The sequence below is a fragment of the Catenulispora pinisilvae genome (assembly GCF_015356865.1).
Lineage (GTDB): Bacteria > Actinomycetota > Actinomycetes > Streptomycetales > Catenulisporaceae > Catenulispora > Catenulispora pinisilvae.
The window spans coordinates 1-21,335 of record NZ_JAAFZA010000090.1; the positions used below are offsets into that span (position 1 = coordinate 1).

Genomic DNA, 21,335 nt, shown 5'->3' on the forward strand with positions numbered 1-21,335 from the left:
CCGCACCCCCGCGCACCCCCAACCCGCCAGAATCCGAAGTCCGCTTCGACCCAATCAGTAGCCATTCGCCGATCCATCTAGCTCATCAGGGGTTTACAGCACAGCTGCGTCTGAGAAATGCTCCATGCGTTCTGAACGACCTCTCAGGGAGTTGAGGAAATATGCGGGTATCCCAGGTTTCCAGCCGGTCCGGCCGCTTTGCCGCAGCGGCCGCCCTGCTGCTCGGCGTCGGCGTCGTCGCCGCTTCGGGGGCCGGTGCCGCCGGTGGTGCCGCGCCGGTGCGTCCCGGGCACGCCACCGTGGCGGCTGCGGATGCCGGTGCGCCGGCTGCCGCGCCGGCTGTGCACGCCGCCGCCGCTGACGCCGCCAACCCCTGCGGCTATGTGCCGTCCGTGCCCGCCGATGACTTCAAGGGCATCCCGCAGTTCGATGCGAAGAAGGCGGCGCAGCCATACTCGGTGGTGTTCCACACCCCTCAGGGTGACATTACTGTCAGGGCCCTGACATCGGCTGCGCCGTGTACCACCAACTCCTTCCGCTTCCTGATCGAGCACGGCTACTACAACGGCACCCACTGCCACCGGCTCACCACCCAGCGCCTGTGGGTGCTTCAGTGCGGTGACCCGACCGGCACCGGCAGTGGCGGCCCCGGCTACTCCTTCAACGATGAGAACCTGGCCGGCGCCACCTACCCGGCCGGCACCGTCGCGATGGCGAACGCCGGTCCGAACACCAACGGCAGCCAGTTCTTCTTCACCTGGAAGGACACCAAGCTCCAGCCGAACTACACCCCCTTCGGCGTGGTCACCAGCGGTATGGACGTCCTGCAGAAGATCGCCGCCGCCGGCGAGGACGACCAGAACGCGGCCGGTGACGGCTACCCGAACGACTTCGTGCAGTTCCACCACGTGCGGATCCTCACGGACCGGTAGCACACCGGCAGTAGACCGGTAGTAGAACGCTAGAACACCGGTAGAACACCGGGCGTGGTCCGAAAGCGGGCCGGTCGGCGCGGGTTGCCGACCGGCCCGCTCGTGCGCATAGGCCGAGTTCGGGCTGCCATCGCCGTGCCTCAGCGCCGTGCCTCACCGCCGTGCCTCAGCGCCGCCACTCAGCGCCGTGCCTCAACCCCGCCACCCATCACCGTTCCTGTTGCCATCTCCCCGCCCGCCCCGCAGCATCAACTCATGGATCGTGATCTGACCAACGGCGAGGCCTCGACCATCGAGCCCGCCGCCGGAGACGACACGGCGGCGGCCATCGCGACCATCGACCTGGAGCCGGCGGGCATCGAGTTCGCCGACCAGACCGTGCTGGTCACCGGCGCCGCCTCCGGCATCGGGCTGGCCACCGCCCGGCGGCTGGCGGCTGGCGGTGCGGCGGTCGCGCTGGCCGACCATGACCTGGACGGCGCCCAGCGGGCCGCGACCGAGTTGGCCGAGACCGGTGTCCCGGCGCTGGCCGTGCGGCTCGACGTGACCGATCCGGCCTCCGTGGAGTCCGCGGTGGCCGCCGCGGTGGCCGGGCTGGGACCGTTGCGCCTGGCGGTCAACAACGCGGGTATCGCCGGCCCCAACGCCCCCACCGGTGACTACCCGATCGAGGACTGGCGCCGGGTCATCGCCACCAACCTCGACGGCGTCTTCTACTCGATGCGGTACGAGATCCCCGCGATGCTCGCCGCGGGTGGCGGCAGCATCGTCAACATGGCCTCCATCCTCGGCACCAACGGCTTCGCCGGCGCCCCGGCCTACAGCGCCGCCAAGCACGGTGTCGTCGGCCTGACCAAGACCGCGGCGCTGGAGTACGCCGACAGTGGCATTCGGGTGAACTCCGTCGGCCCCGGCTTCATCGAGACCCCGCTGCTGTCCAATACAGACGCGGACGCCCACGAGTTCCTGGTGTCCCTGCATCCCGTGGGGCGGTTGGGACAAGCCGACGAGGTCGCCGAACTGGTCGCGTTCCTGCTCTCCGACCGCGCCTCGTTCATCACCGGCAGCTATCACCTGGTGGACGGCGGCTACGCGGCCCGGTGAGCGAAGAGGCCGACCGCTTGTCGCGGTCGGCCACCTTCATAGCTCTTTACGGATAGTTCACCAAGTAGCTGACGTTGTTGCTGGGCGTCACCTGCCCGCCGGTCTCATTGACCTGATGGTTGATCGTCCCGTCCCCGCCGAGCACCGTCGTGACCATGTCGTGGAACTTGACCCCCGACGTGTTCGGCGTCTCGATCGCGTGGTCCAGCCCCACCGAGGGGTTGTCCCGGAAGTACGCGTAGATCCCCAGGCCCCACGCCTCGTGCGAGGTCACCGAAGGCTCGACCAGGTACGACGCGTACCCCTCGGCCCCGTTCGGCGGCGACCAACTCCCTTGGTCCGGCACGTCATACGGACACTCGCTCTGATAGAAGTACGTCCGCCCGCCGTTGCCGAACCACTCGGTCTGGTACTGCTCGAAGTGCTCGACCGCGAGTCCGTACATCGTGACGTTGTCGCCGTTGACCACCAGCCCGTTGTTCGCCGGGTTGACGGTCCAGCCGACTCCGTTCGTATGGTCGGCGCGCCACAGCCACAGGTCGTCGCCGATCACGTTGTCGCTGTTCACCACCAGCGCCTGGGTGGCCTGCGCCTGCTGGTCGCCGCCGATGCGGAAGAACACGTCCTGCAACTCGGTCGGGTCCGAGGCGTGGCTGACCCCGGTCTTGCTCGCGCCGATCCGCATTAGCACCGCCGAATTGGTGGAGTTGGCGCTGATCAGCAGTCCGGCGATGTCGATCCCGTCGGCGTCGGCCGTGGTGATCGCGGCGTTGCCGTTGTCCGGCACCAGCGTGGCCATGCCCAGGCCCAGCACCACGGTGTTCGGGCTGGTGATGTTCAGCGCCGAGGCCAGGTGGTAGACGCCCGGGGTGACGATCAGGCTCTTGCCGGCCGACAGCGCGGCGTTGATCGTGTCCGAGGTGTCGCCCGGCTTGACGATGTAGAACTGGCTGACCGGGACGGACGTGCCGGCCGGCGTGCCGTTGGTCCAGTCCGGGCCCTGCGCGTTCGTCCGGAGCGCGGGGACGAACACCTGCCAGGTGCCGCTGGAGTCGACGTAGATGAATGGCTTCTCCCGCACCGTCGGGCTCTGCGAGACCGTGGTGTCCGGCGGGTTCGGGAACGAGTTGGACGGCGCGTTGGTGTCGCCGACGAAGACCATGTTCCAGTTCGAGCCGGTCCAGCCCCCGTTCATCGCGGTGTCCTGGGTCAGGAACTGCTGCTGGGTGCCGGAGTCGATCTGCCCGCTGATCCGCGAGTCGCCGATGTAGCCGCCGCTGGACCAGTTGCCGCCGCTGCCGTGGGTGTTGTCGTACAGCAGCATGCCGCCGTTGACGTCCATCCGCCGGAACGGGTCGGCCTGGGAGACCGCCCACATCGTGCTGCCCGAGGGCGGGCTGACCTCCATGTTCTCGGCGTCGCGCCAGAAGTTCTGGGTGGCGTTGCCGTCGGCGGTGTGCCCGGCCACGTGCACCGTGCCGCCGGTGATGTTGACGGCGTCCGGAGACAGTCCGAGCCCTGCGACCTCGGTGTTGTAGCCGACCGGGATGTCGACGTTGTACGAGCCCGGCGCGAACAGCATCGCGTTGCGCTGCGTGCCGAACTCGTTGCCCACCTGCTGGTTGTAGACGTTGTTGATGTCCGCCTGGATGGTCGAGGTCGGCATCGACGGGTCGAAGATGGTGACGTTCGGACCGAAGTCCGGGTGCGGGATGCCCCCGCCGCCACCACCGCCGGTGGGAAGCGTCCACTGCTGGTTCGAGGAGTCGGCGCAGTCCCAGATCTGGGCCTGGGTTCCGGACCCGCCGAAGCCGGTGTCGTCCAGACAACGGCCGGACTCCGGGTTCAGCAGCTCCCCGTTGGACTGCGGGACCCAGACCTGAGCGCCGGATCCGTTGCAGTCATACAGGTCGACAGTGGTCCCGTTGGCGGTGCCGGCGCTGTTGATGTCCAAGCACTTGCCGAGGTCCTGCAATGTGTTGCTCGCGCTGTCCACGGTCCAGCTCTGCGCGTTGGAGCCGTTGCAGGTGTAGACCTGGACCGGGTTGAGATTGGTGGTCGAGGCGCCCCGGTCGTCCAGGCACAGGCCCTGATAGCCGGTGACCGCGCCGACCGGATCGGCGGCGTGCGCCTTCGGGGCGGTGGCCGCCTGGCCGATCGTCAGCAGGCCCGCCGTGAGCACGAGCGCGCCGAGACCGGCGGTGGGTATGCGGATTCTCATGGCAGCGTCCACTTCTGGTTCGAGGAGCCGGCGCAGTCCCAGATCTGGGCCTGGGTTCCGGATCCGCCGAAGCCGGTGTCGTCCAGGCAGCGCCCGGACGCCGGGTTCCGCAGCTCCCCGTTGGACTGCGGGACCCAGACCTGAGCGCCGGTTCCGTTGCAGTCGTAGAGGTCGACGGTGCTGCCGTTCGCGGTGCCGGCGCTGTTGATGTCCAGGCACTTGCCGAGGTCCTGGAGGGTGTTGTTGGAGGAGTTGACGGTCCAGCTCTGCGCGTTGCTCCCGTTGCAGGTGTAGACCTGGACCGGGTTGAGGTTGGCCGTCGAGGCGCCGCGGTCGTCCAGGCACAGGCCCTGATAGCCGGTGATCGGACCGGAGCCGTTCGGCGGGGGCGGATTGCCGCCGCTGGTCCCGGTGATGGCGTTGAAGATCCGGGAGTAGGCGTAGCCGGCGCCCTTGTCGTAGGCGTCGACCTCCCAGAAGGAGAGCTCTGCGACGCCGTTGGTGCTGGCGAAGTTCTCCAGGGTCTGGGCGTCACCCTGGGAGAACACGGAGCCGTCGTCGTTGGTGCCGGCGATCGGGGTCAGGCCCTCCTTGGCGTACGCCGCCGCGGTGGATATGCCGTACAGGTTCGCCAGCTGACTCGCGCCCCCCTGCGCGGAGGACAGCGCGTCGTTGATGACCGGCTGGCCGTCGCCGTAGTCCATCGTCATCAGGTTGACGACGCTGACGTTCACGCCCTGGTTCTTCGCGTCCTGCAACAGGCTCAGGCCCTCCGGCGGCAGACCGCCGGGGTCGACCGAGAGCGTGAAGTCGATCTGCACCCCCGGCTCCTGCTGCTGGAGCGCGGCCAGCGCCTGGTCGCGGCGGGTGGTCGAGGCGGTGTCGTTGATCACGTCGCCCTCGATGTCGAAGTCGAGCCGGGTGAGGCCGTAGGTGTCGACGACGTTTTTGTACGCCGCGGTCAGCGACGACACGTCGGTGCACGACTGCGCCAGCTCGGTGCTTCCCGCCCCGCCGAAGGAGGGGATGACGTCCCCGCCGGCGGCTTTCAGGGAATTGATTTCCGAGGTGAAGGCGCCGACCCCGTCGCCGCCGTCCTCCCACTGCAAGGTGCAGCCGGACTGCGAGGTCAAGAAGGCCAAGCTGTACCGCGACACGCCGGAGGAGCTCATGTCGGCGGCCATGTCGCCGGCGTCGCTGTCGTTGATCTGGAGATAGGGCGCGGCGAAGTGGGCGGGGATGGCGGCTGCGGCGTGGTGGGTGGCCGCGGCGTGGTGGGTGGCGGAGGCGTGCGTGGTGGCCGCGTTCGCCGGAGTGCTGAGCGCCGCCGCCGTCGCGACGGTGCCCAGGACGCAGGCTCCCGCGAGGGCGGCTCGCAGGGGTCTGAGCCGTTTGGGAGGTGGGATCACTGTGCTGCTCCTTTTGTGGGGGTGGAGATGGCATGCAGCTGAACCGACCCGAGTTGTTACAGAAACAGCCCCGTAACACTGGTGGTCGATGGGGAGTGAAGCACCGCGCCTGACTTTCGTCAAGACTCGAATAAAGAGGGATTACGTGGGCTTTGCCGAGACCGGAGGGCTATCCTGCCCCGATGGAACAAGATGATGTTTCGGCGCGGGGCGCGGCGGGCCGCGGACGGATCACCGTCCGCGCGATCGCTGCGGAGACAGGCTTGTCGATAGCGACCGTGTCCAGGGTCATCAACGCCCAAGGCCAGGTGTCCGAGGACGCGCGCCGCCGGGTGCAGGAGGCGATCGACGGCCTGGGCGGCCGGGCGCCGGCGACCCGCCCCCGGCAGCCGAAGATCGAGTTGCCGGTTCTGGTGCGCTGTCCCTACAAACTCAGCGACTACTTCGGGGCCCTGGTCACAGCGGTCGCCGAGGCTCTGGTCGCCACCGGCCGCCGAGTTCTGCTCGATGTCGGCGATTCTCGGGTGGACGCACCGGTGCTCCGCGAACTCCCGGCGGCCCGCGAGACGTCGGGGGCGATCCTGATCCTCCCGCCGGAGCCGGCCGAGGACCTCCGCTTCCTCCAGACCCGTCGCTACCCCTTAGTCGTCGTGGACCCCCGCACCCCGGTGCCCCGCGGCGTGGTCTCGATAGCCTCGGCCCACACCGCCGGCGCCCGCGCCGTCACCCGGCACCTCCTGGATCTCGGCCACCGCCGGATCGGGGTTATCTCTGGGTTCGAAGACTGGCTCTCCGGCTCGGACCGGCTGGCCGGCCACCTCGCCGCGCTCTCCGAAGCCGGCCTGCTCGGCGAACCGCGGTTGCTCCGCTACGGCGAACCCGCGATCCACACCGGCGTCCGGGCCGGCGGTGAACTTCTGGACCTCTCCGAGAGACCCACCGCGATCGCCTGCTTCAACGACAAAGTCGCGGTCGGCGTCTACCAGGCCGCCGCCGAACGCGGCCTGGGCATCCCCGCCGACCTCTCGGTGACCGGCTTCGACGACAGCGAGATCAGCCAGGCCACCGCCCCCATGCTCACCACCGTCAGACAACCTCTTGACGAGCTCGGACGGATCGCGGTGACGATGCTGACCCGGCTGCTGGAGCGACAAGCCCTTGACGCTCTGCACCTCGAACTGGCCACCGAACTCGTTGTGCGGGGGAGCACCGGGCCGGTCCCTCCCCGGTAGTGCGGAGCGCGAAACAGGACTCTGCGTCAACGGCTCAAAGGAGGGCGCCCTGTGGTGGTTGTGGCCGGTGCCGTTCGGCGTAACCATGACTAAGACGGCCCATCGGTGCGGTGCGCCCCGGTGTCGCGTCAGCTTTCGATCCTCTGGCAGGATTACCGCATTCCAGAAGTCGGTTACCGTATGAAGTCGAGCGGATCCGCTCCGACGACCGCCGCGCTGAGAGGCGTCCGATGACCCAGCTCACAGAGTCCGTCGCCGGCAACCGGTCCGGGGTGGCCACCAGGGCCGACGGCGGACGGGTGGCGTTCGCCGAATCAGGGCCCTGGAACGGTTATCCCATCTTCTTCCTGCACGGCACCCCGGGCAGCCGGATCGGCGTGCTGCCGCGGCCCTTCGAGCTGTCCCGCCGCCGGGTGCGGCTGATCGCCATCGACCGCCCCGGATACGGCGTGTCCGACCGCCGCGCCGGCCGCGACGTGGCCTCGGTCGCCCAGGACGTGCTCGCGGTCGCCGATGAGTTGGGCCTTGCGACCTTCTCGGTGTCCGGCCGGTCCGGGGGCGGGCCGCACGCGCTGGCGTGCGGCGCGCTGTTGCCCGACCGGGTGCGCTCGGTCGTCGCGTTGGTGAGCATCGCGCCGTACGACGCCCCGGGCCTGGACTGGTACGCCGGCATGATCGACTCCAACGTGGCGGCCTACCGACTGACCCGCGCCGCGCTGGACAACCCGGCCCTGATGCCGGCCATGAAGCTCAGCCTGGCCGTCGACACCGGCGCGCTGGCCACCGACTTCATCGCCGAGCGGCTGTTCGACGAACTGCCGGTCGCCGACCGCCGGATCGTCTCCGACACCCGCATCAGGGGCCTGCTGCTGGCCGGCTTCCGCAACGCGGTGACCAACCCCGACAACCTCATCGCCCTGGACCCGGCCGAACTCGCCCTGGATCCGGCCGAGCCCGTGCCGACCTACCTGGCCGGCCAGTTCGACGACCACGTCGCCTTCTGCTCCCCGTGGGGCTTCGACCCCGCGGACATCCGCTGCCCGACCCTGGTCTGGCACGGCGGCACCGATGTGCACTCACCACCCAGCCACTCCCGCTGGCTCGCCTCCCGGATCCCGCACGCGGTGCTGGACGTGGATCCGGGAGAGGCGCACTTCGGTGCGGTCCGGTACTTCCCGCATCTGTTGGGCTGGATGGTCAAGGCCGGGGCTCAGGTGCGGTAGGGCTCCAAATCACGGTTGGCCAGCCGCCACTCCAGGAACGACTCGATGGTCGCGTGGTCCGGGCCCAGGACGGCCTTCAACTGCTCCAGCGCCGTGTACCTGGCCTCCTCCGCCTCGGATTCCAGACCCAGGCGGTGCGTCAGCACGGCGCGGTTGGCCACGGTGACGATCGTGCTGGGGTGATCGGGCCCGAGCACGGCCTCCAGGTGCCCCAAGGTGGTGTCGAGCAGGGTCGCGGCCTCGTCGAGGAGGTCGCAGTCCGCTGTCGAGTTGGCGAGGTTGACGGCGCAGTAGAGGGTGAACGGGTGCTCCGGACCGAGCACGTCCGTGAGCCCGTTGAAGGTCGCCGTGGCGAGCTCGCGGGAGTCCTCGGGCTTGCCGGTGGTCCGCAGATAGATCGCGACGTTGTTGGCGCTCGCGAGGGTGTGCGGATGCGTGCCGCCCAAGTGCTTCTCGTACTGCTCGCGCATCTCCCGCGCCGCTTCCAGGGCGAGGTCCCGGCTGCCGGTCGCGGACAGGTCGCAGGCGAAGTTGAGCTTGCAGGACAGGGTCTCGGCCCCGTTCGGGCCGAACACCGCCTCGAACGCCTTCACCACGTTCTTGGTCTGGGCCAGGCCCTCCGCGTGCCGGCCGGCCTTGCGCAGAGACACGGCCAGACCCTTGGCGGACTCCAGGGTGTAGGGGTCGTACTCGCCCCGCCGGGCCCGGCACCGCCGCAGGACGGCTTCCAGGAGCCGGATGGAACCCGCGTAGTCGCCGCAGTCGCGCAGGTCCCGGCCGAGGTTGATGGCGGTGTTCAGGGTCCACGGGTGTTCGTAGCCGAAGATCTGCTTCTCGTCGTTGTACAGCTGCCGGTCCAGGTCGCGCGCCGCGTAGCAGTCGCCGGTCACCGCCAGTGAGAAGGCGTAGTTGTGCGCGGCGCGCAGGGCCGCCCGGCCGTGCTCGGACGATTTGCGGGTCACGTCGTAGCAGATCTGGTCGATGTACCGGGCGTCCCCGAAGCGGCCCACGGCGCGCAGGTCGGCGCCGACGCTGGCCAGGGTGTTGAGTCGCTCGGGATGGTTCTCCGGCAGGATGTCCTCCTGCCGCCGGGCGACGTCCATGTCGATCTCGTAGGACTCCTGGGCCCGGCCGACGTTCCGAAGCACGTTCGCCAGCAGGAACCGCAGCCGCAGCACGGTCCGGTCGTTGTCGCCGGACTGCGCGATCCACAGCGTCAGCAGGTTCCCGGCGATCTGCTCGGCCTCGGTCAGCTGGCCGGTCAGCGACAGGTGCCGCACCTGGTCCATCAGCAGTTGCCGGACGTTCTCCTCGGTGCTGGTCTCGGCCTCGCAGGCGGCCAGGTGCGGCCAGATCCGGGCGAACGCCAGGCGGTTCTCCGGGTCGTCGGTGTCCCCGCTCGTAGGTCGGGACAGGGCCAGAATCTGTTGCACCGAAAGCCGGGCCCGCTCGGCCACGCCCTGCTCGACGAGCCGGGGCCGCAGGAACTCCTGGAGCGCGCGGTGCATCGTGAATCCGTGGACCTGGTCGATGCGCAGCAGCCCGAACCGGTTGAGCGCGGCGGCGTAGTCGCCGAGCAGTGCCCGGTCGACGGTCAGGGCCGGGTCGTAGTCGGCGAGGACCTTGGCGAACTGCTCGCTGTAGAGGATCGCGCGGTCCACCGGCTCGCCGCCGAAGAACGCGAACAGCTCCATCATCCGCAGCGCGGCCGGCGAGGCACTCTCGACCTGCTCGATCGCCGCGAGCCACACCGCACCCCGGACCGATACCGGCACCCGGGCCAGGTAGTCGTCCACCGACACCGCGGTCTCGCGGATGTACTTGCCGGCCGCGTCGATGTCGATCGGCACGTCGCCCAGCGTCTCGGCGAGGTGGTCCGCCTCCTGCCGTTCCATCTCCGGCACGTGCCGGTGCAGCAGCGCGATGCTCTCCTCGCGGGCGAAGGTGTCGACGTTCAGGGGCGCCGTGCTGCCGGCCGCGACCTCCCGGTCCCGGGTGGTGATCAGGATGTGGGTCGAGCCGCCGACCGGCACCAGGCCCGCGATCGTGTCGGCGTGCTGCACGTTGTCGAAGATCAGCAGCGCCCGCTTGAACGGCTCGCCCCGGCGCAGCGCGTCCTTGACCCGGTCCACGGTCGCCACGTCGGTCGCCGCCCGCAGCCCGAGCCGGTCGCCGAGTTGCGCCATCGCCTCCACCGCGCGGTTCGGCTCCTCGCTGCGGATCCACCACACGATGTCGTAGCTGGACTTGAACCGGTCGGCGTACTCGATGGCGATCTGGGTCTTGCCGAACCCGCCGGCGGCGTGCAGCGCCCGCAACGACGTGGTGTTCCCGGCGCGCAGCAGTTCGCGCAGCTCATCGATGATCTTGGTGCGCCCGGTGAAGTTCGGGTTCTTCTCCGGCACCAGCCAGATCTCCGGCTTCGCGCCGGGATAGCGCAGGCCGGCCGGCGCGCGCAACGTGACGTCCAGGATCTGGCTGAGCTGACGCAACGCCGTGGCCTGGTCCAACTGGTCCAGCTCGACCAGCATCCGGGTGGGGAAGGCCTGCTCGACCGTCGTCGCGTCCACCCGGCAGGGCACCACCAGACCGCGGATCTTGCCCGGGTCCTGTTGCTGGAGTACCCCCAACAGCGCGTCGTGCTCCAGCGCGGTGCGGTAGGCCTCGGAGACCAGGGCGATGATGCGCTTGGCCGACTTCACCGCCAGGCCCAAGGCGTCCGGCGCGACCGCGAACTCGGCCTCGCGCTGGGTCCGGACGCGCAGCCCGGAGTACTCCAGGACCGTCGTCATCCACTCCGCCCAGGGCCGGTCCTCGGAGACGTAACTGAGCAGGATCTCCACGGGCGTCTCGGGCTTGCGCCGGGTGAACCTGGTCCGCAGGAAGTCGGTGCGTTCCTCCTCCGGCAGCGGCGGCAGCGCGCTCACCGAGCCGTCGCTGATCTCGTCGGTCAGCCGCTCGAAGGCGGCGAGCAGGGACCCGGGCTGTCCGGGGCGGTCGCCGAACCCGGCCAGGACTTCCTCGTAGGCGTAGAAGGTCTTGTAGGGGATCTGCACCTTGCCCCAGTACTCGTGCGGGGCTTTGCCGGTGACGTAGCGCTGGAACAGCGCCTGCGCCTTGGCCAGACCGGCGTCCTTCTTGTCGGTCTCGGCGTCCTCGATCCGCATCGGGACCGGCAGGATCCTTATGGTCGACTCGACGTCGTAGCCGGTGACCCGCTGGGCCACGTCGGAGGCGCCCTCCAGGCTCTGGTCGCTCAGCGCGAAGCCGATCACCAGGGTGTCCGGCAGCAGCGCCGTGCACAGGTCGCCGACGTCGTTCATCCCGGTGCGGCTGTCGATCAGGGTGTAGTCGTAGTCCCGCCGCATCGCCGAGCGCAGCGCCTCGATGAACTCATCGCCATGGAAATCCTGCATGAACTTGTCCCACTCGAAGCCGGACATCCCGGTGCCGTACTCCCGGTTGCTGGCGCCGGCCGGCAGGAAGTCCAGCCGGCCGCCCGAGGGGAACTCCCAGCGGACCGGGATGACGTGCTCGGCCAGCTGGGTGAACCGGCCGGCGATGACGCTGGGCGCGGGGCGCCGGGCGCCGCGCGGCTGGTCGCCGCGGCTGGCCGCGTCCTGGATCGCGGACTCGTAGTTGGTGATCAGGAAGCTGACCCCCAGGTGCTCGCTGAGCGCGGCCTGGTCGATGAACGGCCGGTAGAACTTGTCCAGGCCGGGCGCCTCCAGATCCCAGTCGACGGTCAGGACCCGTTTCCCGTTGGCGGCCAGGATCCAGGCGGCGTTGGCCAGGGCCATCGTCCGTCCGCAGCCGCCTTTGTACGAGTAGAAGGTGATGATCTCGCCAGACTGGTCGGTCATGTGTGGTTCTCTTCCTCGGCGGGGTCGCTGGCAGGGCTGAGCAGGTGGTTCGCCAGCTGTATCCGGGTGTGGTTGGCGGTGGCGTCCAAAGCCAGGTCGAAGCTCTGCAACGAGGTGGCGATCGGGGCGTTGATCCGCAGCGAGGGGCTGCGGCGGGCGAACTTCCGGTCCAGGACGCGCTGTAGTTCGGCACGCAGCCGGTGCAGTTCCCCATCCGGCACCCCGGTCGGATCCCAGGCGACGACGACGCCGATCCACGGCTTGTCGATCCGGTCGAAGCGCCGGAGCGCCGCCCGCCAGGTGTCGTCGTCCACCACCAGCGGATTGACGACCAGGACCACCTGGGAGTCCGGTTCGGAGTCGCCGAACAGCCGCTCGTCCTCGGTGCTGAACGGCACCACCCGCGGCTCCCAGCCCTTGTGCCGAGCCAGTTCCACCAGGATGTCGGCCAGCGGCTGGGAAGTCTCGCCCGAGAACGGGGCCCAGTCGGTGATCGCCGGCCCGAACTGCCGGTCGGTGGCTTCCCGCGGCCGGTGCCGGGTCGGTGCCAGCAGGACGACCACCAACGGCTGCCGGTCGGCCTGCCGCAGCGAACTCTGCACGTGCGCAAGATCGGCCGCCGCCACCCGGCCGACCGTGCGGCCGGCGGCGATCTCCGTGACCCGCCGCGCCAGGCCCTCCACGACCTGCCGATACCGGGCCGGATACGCGCCCTGCAACCAGAACAGGCCCTTGTTCAGGTACTCGTCGTCGACGTCGGCCTGCCCGGTCCGATACGGCGCGGGCTGCGCGGCGGCCCACTGCGGCGGGACCGGCGCCCACAGCACCGGCAGGATCGCGTCGGCGCGCGGCGTCCCGGCCAGCCGGACCCGCGCCTCGAAGGCCGCCAGTTCCCGGCCGCACTGCTCGTTCTGGAAGTACCGCTCCTGGTGCAGAGGCACGAAGACGTCGCATTCGGCGATGTCCTTCGCCGGGTCCGTCGCCCTGGAACCGCCGGGGCCGTTCCATTCCCCGCTGACGGCGCCGAGGCTGTGCAGGCGGTCCAACGGCGCGAACCGCGTGAGCGCGGCGCACAGGTCGTAGTAGAACGCCGCGAAGTCGCGGTCGGGATCGCCTTGCACGCGCTCGGACACGCTCGGCCGCGCGTAGCTGAGGAAGAAGACCGGGCCGCCGCCCGACGGCTTAGCCGGGTCGTCCGTCATGGGGAACCTCCGAACCGCGGGGGCAGGATGCGAAGCTGCTCGGGGTCGCCGTCGGGCAGGTCGGCGGATTTCGACACCTGACCGATCCGGCGCGCCAGGTCGTACACCATGGCGTGGTAGTCGTCGCGGTAAAGGACCTGTAAGCCGAAGAACCCGTGCTCCCGGTACAGGCTGTCCTGGGTCGAGTCGTCGAACAGATGCCGCTCGGTGAACCACTCCGGAAGGCTCAGGTCCTCCAGGCCGTTCCACAGGATCGGCACGATGGGCGGATACGACGCCGGGCCCAGTTCCTTGCAGCGCTTCTCGAACGCGGCCCATTCGCGGCCGCACCACTCGCTCTCGAAATAGCGCAGGGACAGCAGCGGCACGAAGACCCGGAACTGCGCCAGCCGTTCGAACAGGACTTTCTGGAAGGAGTCACCGGCCCGCATCGAGGTATCGGCGAAGGCCACATCGGTGCCGAAAGTCGTCAGGTGATAGAGCATCTTGCCGATGTCGTCGAAGAACGTGTGGAACGCGCGGTTCGGATTCTCGTCGAAGTCGCCGCCGGCGATATGGGCATAGCTGAAGAAGACCGGGTACGGCGGATTCGGACGGGCTGGCACGGCGCGCGCTCCTCGATGCCGGTGGCAAGGTGCCGTCGCCTGCGAGCGTATCCGAAGTCTGCGATGCCAGCACGGATTCGCGCTCGCAGGCTGGCACGACGTCGTGGCGGACGACGTTTCAGCGCCATCGCGCGGCTCCGGCGGCCATATCGGCGACCCATCGCCGGCCCAGCGGGGTCAGTGCCGGGCTGACAGTGATCTGGGCCAGGGCCGCCCGGACGTGTCCGGCGACTTGCGTCGAGCGCCGCGCGTACTCCTCCTGGCTGCCGGAACGGCGCGTGGCCAGAGCGCGCCTGCGCCAATACTCGACGACTGCCATGTGCGCGTACGCACCCTGGAGCACGGCTTCCAGCGAGCGCAGATCCCGGCGCCAGCCGACGGGGTAGCTGCCCGCGTCGGACTTGTCATGCAAGTCGAACATGTCCAGGACGGCGCCGAGCTTCAGATGCTGGAACTCGTGCAGCAGCAGGCAGGTGAGGGCTTCGCCGTCCGCTTCGCAGGCCGGGTCGCCGGCCGGACCGGGCAGTGCCACGCCCAGCGCGCCGAACGCGTTGCGCGCCGTCGCGCTCCGGTGGCGCCCGGGGTGCGGCTTCAGCGGGACGACGGTCGTCAGGCCCTCGGCCATCTCGGCCAGCACCTCGGGGTGCCGCTCGGCGAGCACTCCGGCGGCCGCGTCGAGGTCGTCCCGCCATGCGAAGAGCTCGGCGGCGGACAACGGCCCGGCCACGGGATGCCCGAACCGGTTCCGGGCCGGGTCGTGGTCCTCCAGCCGCACGGTGATCGGACCGATGCGGGCCTCGTGGCGGATCGGCTCGACGCTCAGGCCGTTCACGGTGATCGCCGCCTTCTCGTCGACCGCGACGTGGCATGGCCCCGCAGCCGTGGCGAGCGTGCCCACGGCCGGAAGCGCGAGCCGGTCCTGGGCCGCGACCAGGTCGAGCTCCACCGGCGTCGAACTCAGCACCGCGCAGCTCAGGGCGATCCTGGCCAGCGTCCCGGCCGGCCCCAGCGCGTCCCGGCCCTCGGCCGGCATCAGGAACGGATCGGCCAGGACCCGGTTGACCACGCCGCGGTCGCGCGTGTCGAATTCCTGGACCAGGGCCCAGCTGTGCTCGGCCCGCAGCGGCTTGGACAGCTGGCCGAGTTTGACGCGGGCCTTGCTCAGCTGTGCCGTCCGCAACGCGGCGACCGCTTCCTCAGAGCCCTGACCACGGCCCAGGGCGGCGAAGTCGGCGGCGCCCATCCGGTGCCTGGTGATCTTCGGGGCCCGGTGGCGCTCGCTGGCCAGACTGGTGATGAACGTATAGAGGTCCCGACAGTAGACGGACGGGTTGGCGAATCCGGATCCGTCGTAGCGGTGCGCGTACAACCCGCCGCCGCAGATCCGCACGACGGGACAGCGTTCGCAGACCGGGCTCGGCGCGGCCACGTTCACGGTCCGTCCGTCGAAACCCGGGTGCGAGCCCGCCTCGTCGAAACTGTTGCGGCTGACGTGGAAACCGGTCGCCGGCGCCCCGTCGTAGGCGGTCTTGAGCGAGTCCTCTTGTTCGATCTCGCCGTCGGTCTCCACGACCACGACGTCCGTCGGCCCCAGCCCGATGGCCTCGGTGCGGCTGGTCCGCCCGGCGATCAGGTCGGCGACCGAGTGGAAGAGCCGGACGTCCATCGGGCGCCCGCGTTCGGCCCACCGCCGATGGACGGCCAGCAGCCACTGCGCGTAGCGGGGTTCGCCGGCGACCGCTCCGGGCGGCGGATTCACCCACGTGGCGTGCGGCAGCAGGAACTCCACGCGCGGCGGGGCGAAGGCGGACAGCGCGTCGAACACCTCGACCGGATCGTTCTCGACATCGATCGTGCACAGCAGCCCGTTGAAGACCGGCCGGTACCGCTGCGACCCGATCAGCCGGATCGCCCGGACGAGCTCCGGGTAGCTGGTGCGGCCGTCCGCGTGCCGGCGGTGCCGGTCGTTCGCGCCCTGGCCGCCGTCGATGGAGATCCCGACGCCCACGCCCTCCTGGAGGAACAGCTCGCAGAAGGCGTCGTCGAGCTGAAGTCCGTTGGTCTGGATGCGGAAGTCGGCCGAGCAGCCCGGCGGTAGCGCGGCCCGCAGTGCCCTGATAAGGAACCTGATACGGTCCACCCCGGCCAGCAGCGGCTCCCCGCCGTGCAGGATCACGGTCACGCCGGACAGCGCGTGCGCCCTCGCGTGTTCGGCGATCCGAGCGGCCACCGCCGTCATGATCTCCGGCGGCATGAGATTGGGGCGGCCGCGCCAGGACTGGTCGGCGTGTTCGAAGACGTAGCAGTGATCGCAGGCGAGATCACAGCGTCCGGCGATCTTGATGACGAACTGTCGGAACACGACGCCGACCGTCCCCGGCGCGCTCGCCGACCGCGAACTCACACCGACGACTGGAACTCGGCCACCGGGACGTCGGTTTCGTCGGCCACCGCCAGGTCGTCGTCGCCGGCCAGCACGGCCAGCGGCACGTCGTCCACCGCCGGGATGTTGGAAACCAGGAGTTCCCCCTCGAAGCCCATTGCCCTCTCCCTGTCCGATACGAGCGAATGGCGAGCATTTCTCGTAGTTCAGCATTGCACCGCATCCCAGGGGCGACAAGACGCAGGTGCGGGGCTCGCACCGGACTGGCACCGCTGGCATCGGACTGGCACCGGGCTGGCACCGGACTTGCACTGGACTTGCACTGGACTCGCCCGGGGCGATCACACCCGCCGGGCGCCCGCCGGCCACACCACGTCGACCGGCAGACCGCGCTCCCAGGCGCCGCTGACGACCTCCGCGGTCCCGCCCGATCCCCGGGCCGGCAACCCGTCCCAGACCGCGACCAGCCTGTCGATCATCTTCAGCATCCGCACCCCCGCGGCCAGGTAGGCGGGGCCGTCGGACTCGATGAACGCCAGGCGGTGCACGGCCGCGGCGCGCGCCAGCAGATCGTCGTAGGTGCGGCGGTGCGACGCCGCCAGGGACTCGCGATAGCGGGCCGCCGGGACGACCACTTCCAGCCGGCCGCCCTGGTCGGCGACGGCTTGGGCGAACATCGTGTCGGCCCCCTCGGCCAGACTCGACACCCCGACCAAATCATGAGGCTGATAGGCCTCGACGATCCGCCGCAGGGCCACGCCGATCAGCTCGGACGTCGGTGCGTCGAAGGTGCGGTGGCCGGTGATTCCGATGCGATACATGATCCTGGACCTCACCACAGATCCACTCCCAGGATGGGGACTGCCGCATGGGCGCTCGGGGTGTCGGCCGACTTCTGTGCGTGCAGCGGCGGCGCCGGTCGGCCGGGCCCGTCGTGGCGCTCCTGCACCCGCACGACCGCCAGCCCCATGTCGCTCAGCAAAGCCGGCAGGGCCCTGATGAACGACCGGTCCTTCTGTCGCTGGTCCTCGGGCAGCACCGGCCACGGCACCAGCCCGGGGTGCACGCGGCGCGCGTCGTCGCGGCGCAGACCGTACCGCCAGCCGTTGCGGCGGCGCTCGGCGGCCCAGCGGGCGTGCTCGGCCTCGGCCAGGGTCTCGATCTCGGCGGGCCGGAAGACGAACGGCTCGACGCTCTGGCGCAGCGGGGTCAGCAGACAGCGGATCGAGGCCAGTTTGCGGCCCACGTCCTCGGCCTGCTCCCGGTTCCCGCGTTGCAGATCCGGCGGGAGCTCGTCCCAGCCGATCATGGACTCGGTCGAGTGCCAGGACCGGCCGGCGCTCAGCTGGTCGGTCAGATACCTGCGATGGATGGACCGGGCCAGGCTGTCGGCCAGGTCGTCGCCGATGCGGTCCGGATCGCAGCCGACCTCGGTGACGTCGACCAGTTCCAGCCGGCCGTCGAGGGCGTCGAACAGGGTGCCGGGGCGGCCGCCGCCGTGGAACATGTCAGCCATCTGCGACATCCGGTCCAGCCGGACCACCACGCCGTCCATCGCGCTCAGATAGGAGCCGCAGGTCAGGGCGTCGGCCAGGGCGTCGCGCTCGTCGCTCTGGCACAGATACAGCCGGCGCAGGCGCGGCGCGCGGGCCTGCCGGCGCTCGTCGAACAGCTGGGAGAGCGAGGTGAGCCAGGGCTCGATGACGCACACGTCGCCCAGGAACGGGTACTGCTCCCGCAGCCGCGCGCCGACGGTGTCGGCGTCCGCACCGACCAGCACGATGGTGATCGGGGCGTCGTTCTGGTCCGTGCGGCTGAGCCGCTGCCGACCGAGTTCGACGAGCACCGACCGGGCGAAGGCGCCGGTGCCGGAGATCGCCATGTGCGGCGCGGGCCCGTCCAGGGCGGTCCGGTCCCGGCGCACGACGGTCTGCGCGGCGAGTTCGTCGCGGTTGAAGAAGTCGACGTGGGAGCGGCCCGCCCCGGCCATCGACCAGCGGCGGGCCTTCAGCGCGGTGCACAGGTCGAGGTCGTCGATCGAGGCGTAGACCCGCTCCGGGAACCGCTGGCCGCGCCGCCACGCCTCGATCGCGTAGGCGACCTCGGAGTTGTCCTCGATGCGGTCCAGGCACGCGTAGACCGCCGACGCCCGCCGGACGCCGGCATCCGTCAGCGTCCGCTGCGAGGCCGGGACGCCGACGACGGTCCAGCGGTCGTCCAGGACGTTGTCGAACCCGACCGTGCCGGCGGCGGTGTCCGGTCGCACCACCAGGACCCGTTTGCCTTGCGCCCGCAGCTTTTCGACCACCACCGAGGCGATGCGGGTCGTGCCGAAGACGACGGCGTGGTTGCGGGAGCGCCGGAGCCAGGCGCGGCGTACCCGCCTTGCCGAGACCGCGACCACGATCTCCGCGATGGCGTAGAGCGCGACGCTCGGCGCGCTGAACCGAGCCACCGACAGTTGCCACGGAAACGGGCCGCCCATGGCCAGGGGAGTGGATTGGATCAGGAACAGCTCGAGATCGAAGTAGATGAGGTCGCTGGGGGCGTGGCTGTAGTGCTGTCCGGGAAGGCCGAGGTACCGGTCAAGGCCCAGATAGCCGAGCACCAGGCTGACGACACCCACGGTGATGAAGAAGACGCGCACCACCGAGGCGAACCGGGGTGTGGCTGATCCATTGTGCCGTGCCGTCATGGGCCCCTCCCCTGTGAGAATACGTCGCGACGCCGAGCCGGTCAGCCGTCAGGCATCACGAAACTCCCGGTATGCGAATCGCAGGGCACTGCCGCGCTCCTACCGCGCTCCCACCCTTGACGGAGTTAAGCATCTTAACCACAATGCCGGTCATCGGATGTTTCCACGCGCGGGCAACACATTTTCAGGAGATGAACACTCATGTCCCAGCCTTCCGACCCCCGCCGTCCCGCTCGCCGCGCCGTGCTGGGCTCCCTGGCCGCCGCGGCCGTGGGCGTGCCGCTCGCCCTCAGCGAGCAGGCCTCGGCCGCGACCCCGGGGACCTTCCCAACTTCGGGGACCCTCGCGACCCCGAGGACCCTGGCGACCCCGGCGGCCACCCCGGTCTGGCACCCCAACCCCGCCACCGACGGGCTGAAAGCCTTCGAAGGCCTCGAATTCGACCGCGGCAACCTGTTCCCCGGCCGCCACGGCGACTACATCATCGTCGAGGGCGGCGACCACTACCGCTTCAACATCTGGAAGGACGACCGCGACACCACCGGCGGCGGCGACCGCCAGCGCACCGAGTCCAGGGGCATGGTCGCGGGCGGCAACCCGGTGAAGATGACCAACGGCCAGACCTGGAACATCACCTACCAGATGTTCATGCCCGACACCCTGCACGGCACCAGCCGATTCACCCACATCTTCCAGACCAAGGTCCCGTCCACCAACGCAGGCCCCTTCGTCACCCTCGACCTGACCCGCGAGAGCGCCACCTCCGAAACCCTCCGCGCCCGCGCCTACGCCAACTCCGGCTCCCCGACCATCGCCTCCGCACCCCTGGCACCCCTGCGCAACCAGTGGATCACCATCCAGTGGACCCTGACCATCGGCCAATCCGGCACCGCCCGCTTCGTCTGCCTGGACAGCACCGGCAAAACCGTCGCCGACGGCACCCGCCACGGCGTGATCCTCCCCGACCAGGGCGACTACATCCGCCCCAAGTGGGGCATCTACCGCTCGGTCGAGAGCGCCGGCTCGGACATCATCGACACCCACCTGCTGTTCCGGGGGTACCAGGCTTCGCGGGTGTGAGACCGTTGCGTCTAGCGCTGTGACCGGGATGGCTCACCGGGTTATCCGTTGGCCGCGTCTCGGCCGGCCTTGTAGGTTCCCCGGCTATGGGCGTTGTTGGCATGACAGAGATCCGGCTCGCCGACGCGGCGGACGCGGCGGTGATCGCACGCATTCACATGGCCTCTCGGATGGCGTCGATGCCGTACCTGCCCCCGCAGAAGCGCAGCCACGACCAGGTCACCCGGTGGGTCGAGGACGTCCTGTTCAAGACCTGCCGCACGTGGGTGGCAGTGCGCGATACGGAGATCCTCGGCTATGCCGCCCTTGAGGGTGACGTGCTTGAACACCTCTATCTGAGACCGGACATCCGCCGCCAAGGCATCGGCACGCTACTGCTCGACGAGGTCAGACGGCACAGTCCTGACGGCGTGTCCCTGCACGTCTTCGAGCAGAACACCGATGCCCGTGCGTTCTACGAGCGTCACGGCTTCACCGTCCTCGACACCGACGACGGCCGCCGGAACATGGAGAATCTGCCCGACATGACTCTTCGCTGGACACCGAACAGCGCATAGTGGCCGCGTCGCCAGCTTTAGGTCATTTGTATTCGCAATCCGGAGTCGTCACTAGACTTTGTCGGAGTCCTGAGACCTTCCCGGAGTCCTGAGCCGAATCGCCACCGTGACGGGCTGAGCGTTGCCGCCGATTGATACCCGGGCCGGCCGGTTTCGCGGCAACGCGCCCGGTGGCGGCCTCTGGCGCGGGGGTCGGCTACGGATGGTGGGCGGGTCGGCCGACCGGGCCCGTCGTAGGGGCTTCTCTGCCGGTGGGACCGGGAGTGAGCCGTTGAAGGCGGCGGCGTTGTCGAGGTGGCAGGGGAAGGCGGCGGCCAGTCCGGCGATCTGGATGATCCTGGCGACGCGGGGTTGCACGGCGGCGAGTCGGACCCAGCCGTTGTGCTCGGTGGCCGAACGTCTGGCCCGCAGGAGGGCGGTCAGGCCGGCGCAGTCGCAGAAGGTGAGGTCGCGCAGGTCCATGACCAGGCGGGTGTAGCCCTGGGCGAGTGCGGCCTCGACCCGCGTGCCGAGCGCGGCGGCCACGGCGAGGTCCAGTTCCCCGGACACGGTCAGGACCGCGCCGTCGCGGTCGGCCCTGGTCGTCACGGTGAGTTGGCCGCCGGGGCCGTAACGATATGTGCGGGCCGGGGCGGGCGAACGTGAGTCGGGTAATTCAGGTGCCGGGTGGGCGTGGAAAGCCACCGCCGAACCTCCAGTCAACACAGCACAGGCCATGTGTAGCCGGGGTCTGGGGCACACAAGATACACGCGCACAGTACGGGCCTTTTCCTATCGGAAATGGCCGTGCTGCCGGATGGTCGCTCTTTCGAGTGAAAGTCGTGCGGCC

The 21,335-nt window shown here is 69.7% G+C and carries 16 protein-coding genes; 6 read left to right on the plus strand and 10 right to left on the minus strand.

What is annotated here, in order from left to right; all coding sequences use genetic code 11:
* Positions 1–161 precede the first annotated feature (161 nt).
* Together IZR01_RS23805 and IZR01_RS23810 are read left to right on the plus strand one after the other, a co-directional pair.
* Positions 162–932, plus strand: coding sequence for a peptidylprolyl isomerase (locus IZR01_RS23805; RefSeq protein ID WP_194925149.1), 771 nt, complete (start codon positions 162–164; stop codon positions 930–932).
* Positions 933–1,187: 255 nt separating this feature from the next.
* The gene (locus IZR01_RS23810; RefSeq protein ID WP_194925150.1) at positions 1,188–2,036 is read left to right on the plus strand and encodes an SDR family NAD(P)-dependent oxidoreductase; all 849 of its coding nucleotides are present in this window, start codon (positions 1,188–1,190) and stop codon (positions 2,034–2,036) included.
* 46 nt (positions 2,037–2,082) lie between these two features.
* Here IZR01_RS23810 and IZR01_RS23815 read toward each other — a convergent pair whose 3' ends face one another.
* Both IZR01_RS23815 and IZR01_RS23820 read right to left on the minus strand, forming a co-directional pair.
* Positions 2,083–4,257, minus strand: coding sequence for a pectate lyase-like domain-containing protein (locus tag IZR01_RS23815; RefSeq protein WP_194925151.1), 2,175 nt, complete (start codon positions 4,255–4,257; stop codon positions 2,083–2,085).
* Positions 4,254–5,666: a ricin-type beta-trefoil lectin domain protein gene (locus IZR01_RS23820; protein WP_194925152.1), complete on the minus strand. Its 1,413-nt coding sequence runs from the start codon at positions 5,664–5,666 to the stop codon at positions 4,254–4,256. Before IZR01_RS23820 ends, IZR01_RS23815 begins: the two co-directional genes overlap by 4 nt.
* A gap of 182 nt (positions 5,667–5,848) precedes the next feature.
* Here IZR01_RS23820 and IZR01_RS23825 point away from each other — a divergent pair, with 182 nt between their 5' ends.
* Together IZR01_RS23825 and IZR01_RS23830 are read left to right on the plus strand one after the other, a co-directional pair.
* On the plus strand, positions 5,849–6,898 hold the full coding sequence (locus IZR01_RS23825) for a LacI family DNA-binding transcriptional regulator (RefSeq protein WP_194925153.1): 1,050 nt from the start codon (positions 5,849–5,851) through the stop codon (positions 6,896–6,898).
* Positions 6,899–7,128: 230 nt separating this feature from the next.
* Positions 7,129–8,121, plus strand: coding sequence for an alpha/beta fold hydrolase (locus IZR01_RS23830; RefSeq protein WP_194892929.1), 993 nt, complete (start codon positions 7,129–7,131; stop codon positions 8,119–8,121).
* Here IZR01_RS23830 and fxsT read toward each other — a convergent pair.
* From fxsT to IZR01_RS23865, 7 genes are all read right to left on the minus strand, one after another.
* On the minus strand, positions 8,109–11,984 hold the full coding sequence (fxsT, locus tag IZR01_RS23835) for an FxSxx-COOH system tetratricopeptide repeat protein (protein ID WP_194925154.1): 3,876 nt from the start codon (positions 11,982–11,984) through the stop codon (positions 8,109–8,111). The genes IZR01_RS23830 and fxsT overlap by 13 nt on opposite strands.
* Positions 11,981–13,186, minus strand: coding sequence for an FxsC protein (gene fsxC / locus IZR01_RS23840; protein ID WP_194925155.1), 1,206 nt, complete (start codon positions 13,184–13,186; stop codon positions 11,981–11,983). The genes fxsT and fsxC overlap by 4 nt, the downstream gene beginning before the upstream one ends.
* Complete coding sequence (locus tag IZR01_RS23845; RefSeq protein ID WP_194892926.1) at positions 13,183–13,791, minus strand: TIR domain-containing protein; 609 nt, start codon at positions 13,789–13,791, stop codon at positions 13,183–13,185. The genes fsxC and IZR01_RS23845 overlap by 4 nt, the downstream gene beginning before the upstream one ends.
* A gap of 118 nt (positions 13,792–13,909) precedes the next feature.
* On the minus strand, positions 13,910–16,195 hold the full coding sequence (locus tag IZR01_RS53430; protein ID WP_194925156.1) for an FxsB family cyclophane-forming radical SAM/SPASM peptide maturase: 2,286 nt from the start codon (positions 16,193–16,195) through the stop codon (positions 13,910–13,912).
* Positions 16,192–16,332 (minus strand): hypothetical protein, encoded by a 141-nt coding sequence (locus IZR01_RS23855; RefSeq protein ID WP_194892924.1) that lies wholly within the window; start codon positions 16,330–16,332, stop codon positions 16,192–16,194. The genes IZR01_RS53430 and IZR01_RS23855 overlap by 4 nt, the downstream gene beginning before the upstream one ends.
* Before the next feature lie 183 nt (positions 16,333–16,515).
* Positions 16,516–16,995: a hypothetical protein gene (locus IZR01_RS23860; RefSeq protein WP_194925157.1), complete on the minus strand. Its 480-nt coding sequence runs from the start codon at positions 16,993–16,995 to the stop codon at positions 16,516–16,518.
* Positions 16,996–17,006: 11 nt separating this feature from the next.
* A complete protein-coding gene (locus IZR01_RS23865) occupies positions 17,007–18,869 on the minus strand; it encodes a RyR domain-containing protein (RefSeq protein WP_194925158.1) in 1,863 nt (620 codons plus the stop codon).
* A 201-nt stretch (positions 18,870–19,070) separates the two neighbouring features.
* Here IZR01_RS23865 and IZR01_RS23870 point away from each other — a divergent pair, with 201 nt between their 5' ends.
* Both IZR01_RS23870 and IZR01_RS23875 read left to right on the plus strand, forming a co-directional pair.
* Positions 19,071–19,949 carry a hypothetical protein gene (locus IZR01_RS23870; protein WP_194925159.1) on the plus strand — a complete coding sequence of 293 codons (879 nt, stop codon included), beginning with the start codon at positions 19,071–19,073 and terminating at the stop codon, positions 19,947–19,949.
* An 86-nt stretch (positions 19,950–20,035) separates the two neighbouring features.
* Complete coding sequence (locus IZR01_RS23875; protein WP_194925160.1) at positions 20,036–20,506, plus strand: GNAT family N-acetyltransferase; 471 nt, start codon at positions 20,036–20,038, stop codon at positions 20,504–20,506.
* Positions 20,507–20,557: 51 nt separating this feature from the next.
* On the opposite strand, the gene IZR01_RS23880 is transcribed toward IZR01_RS23875, so the two are convergent.
* Positions 20,558–21,094 carry an STAS domain-containing protein gene (locus tag IZR01_RS23880; protein ID WP_194925161.1) on the minus strand — a complete coding sequence of 179 codons (537 nt, stop codon included), beginning with the start codon at positions 21,092–21,094 and terminating at the stop codon, positions 20,558–20,560.
* Positions 21,095–21,335 lie beyond the last annotated feature (241 nt).

Bases quoted from the DNA above. Each gene is read 5' to 3' on its own strand.
- IZR01_RS23865 (WP_194925158.1), bottom strand. From the start codon at position 18,869: ATGACGGCACGGCACAATGGATCAGCCACACCCCGGTTCGCCTCGGTG.
- IZR01_RS23805 (WP_194925149.1), top strand. From the start codon at position 162: ATGCGGGTATCCCAGGTTTCCAGCCGGTCCGGCCGCTTTGCCGCAGCG.
- fxsT (WP_194925154.1), bottom strand. From the start codon at position 11,984: ATGACCGACCAGTCTGGCGAGATCATCACCTTCTACTCGTACAAAGGC.
- IZR01_RS23875 (WP_194925160.1), top strand. From the start codon at position 20,036: ATGGGCGTTGTTGGCATGACAGAGATCCGGCTCGCCGACGCGGCGGAC.
- IZR01_RS23870 (WP_194925159.1), top strand. From the start codon at position 19,071: ATGTCCCAGCCTTCCGACCCCCGCCGTCCCGCTCGCCGCGCCGTGCTG.
- IZR01_RS23860 (WP_194925157.1), bottom strand. From the start codon at position 16,995: ATGTATCGCATCGGAATCACCGGCCACCGCACCTTCGACGCACCGACG.
- IZR01_RS23855 (WP_194892924.1), bottom strand. From the start codon at position 16,332: ATGGGCTTCGAGGGGGAACTCCTGGTTTCCAACATCCCGGCGGTGGAC.
- fsxC (WP_194925155.1), bottom strand. From the start codon at position 13,186: ATGACGGACGACCCGGCTAAGCCGTCGGGCGGCGGCCCGGTCTTCTTC.
- IZR01_RS23830 (WP_194892929.1), top strand. From the start codon at position 7,129: ATGACCCAGCTCACAGAGTCCGTCGCCGGCAACCGGTCCGGGGTGGCC.
- IZR01_RS23825 (WP_194925153.1), top strand. From the start codon at position 5,849: ATGGAACAAGATGATGTTTCGGCGCGGGGCGCGGCGGGCCGCGGACGG.
- IZR01_RS23815 (WP_194925151.1), bottom strand. From the start codon at position 4,257: ATGAGAATCCGCATACCCACCGCCGGTCTCGGCGCGCTCGTGCTCACG.
- IZR01_RS23810 (WP_194925150.1), top strand. From the start codon at position 1,188: ATGGATCGTGATCTGACCAACGGCGAGGCCTCGACCATCGAGCCCGCC.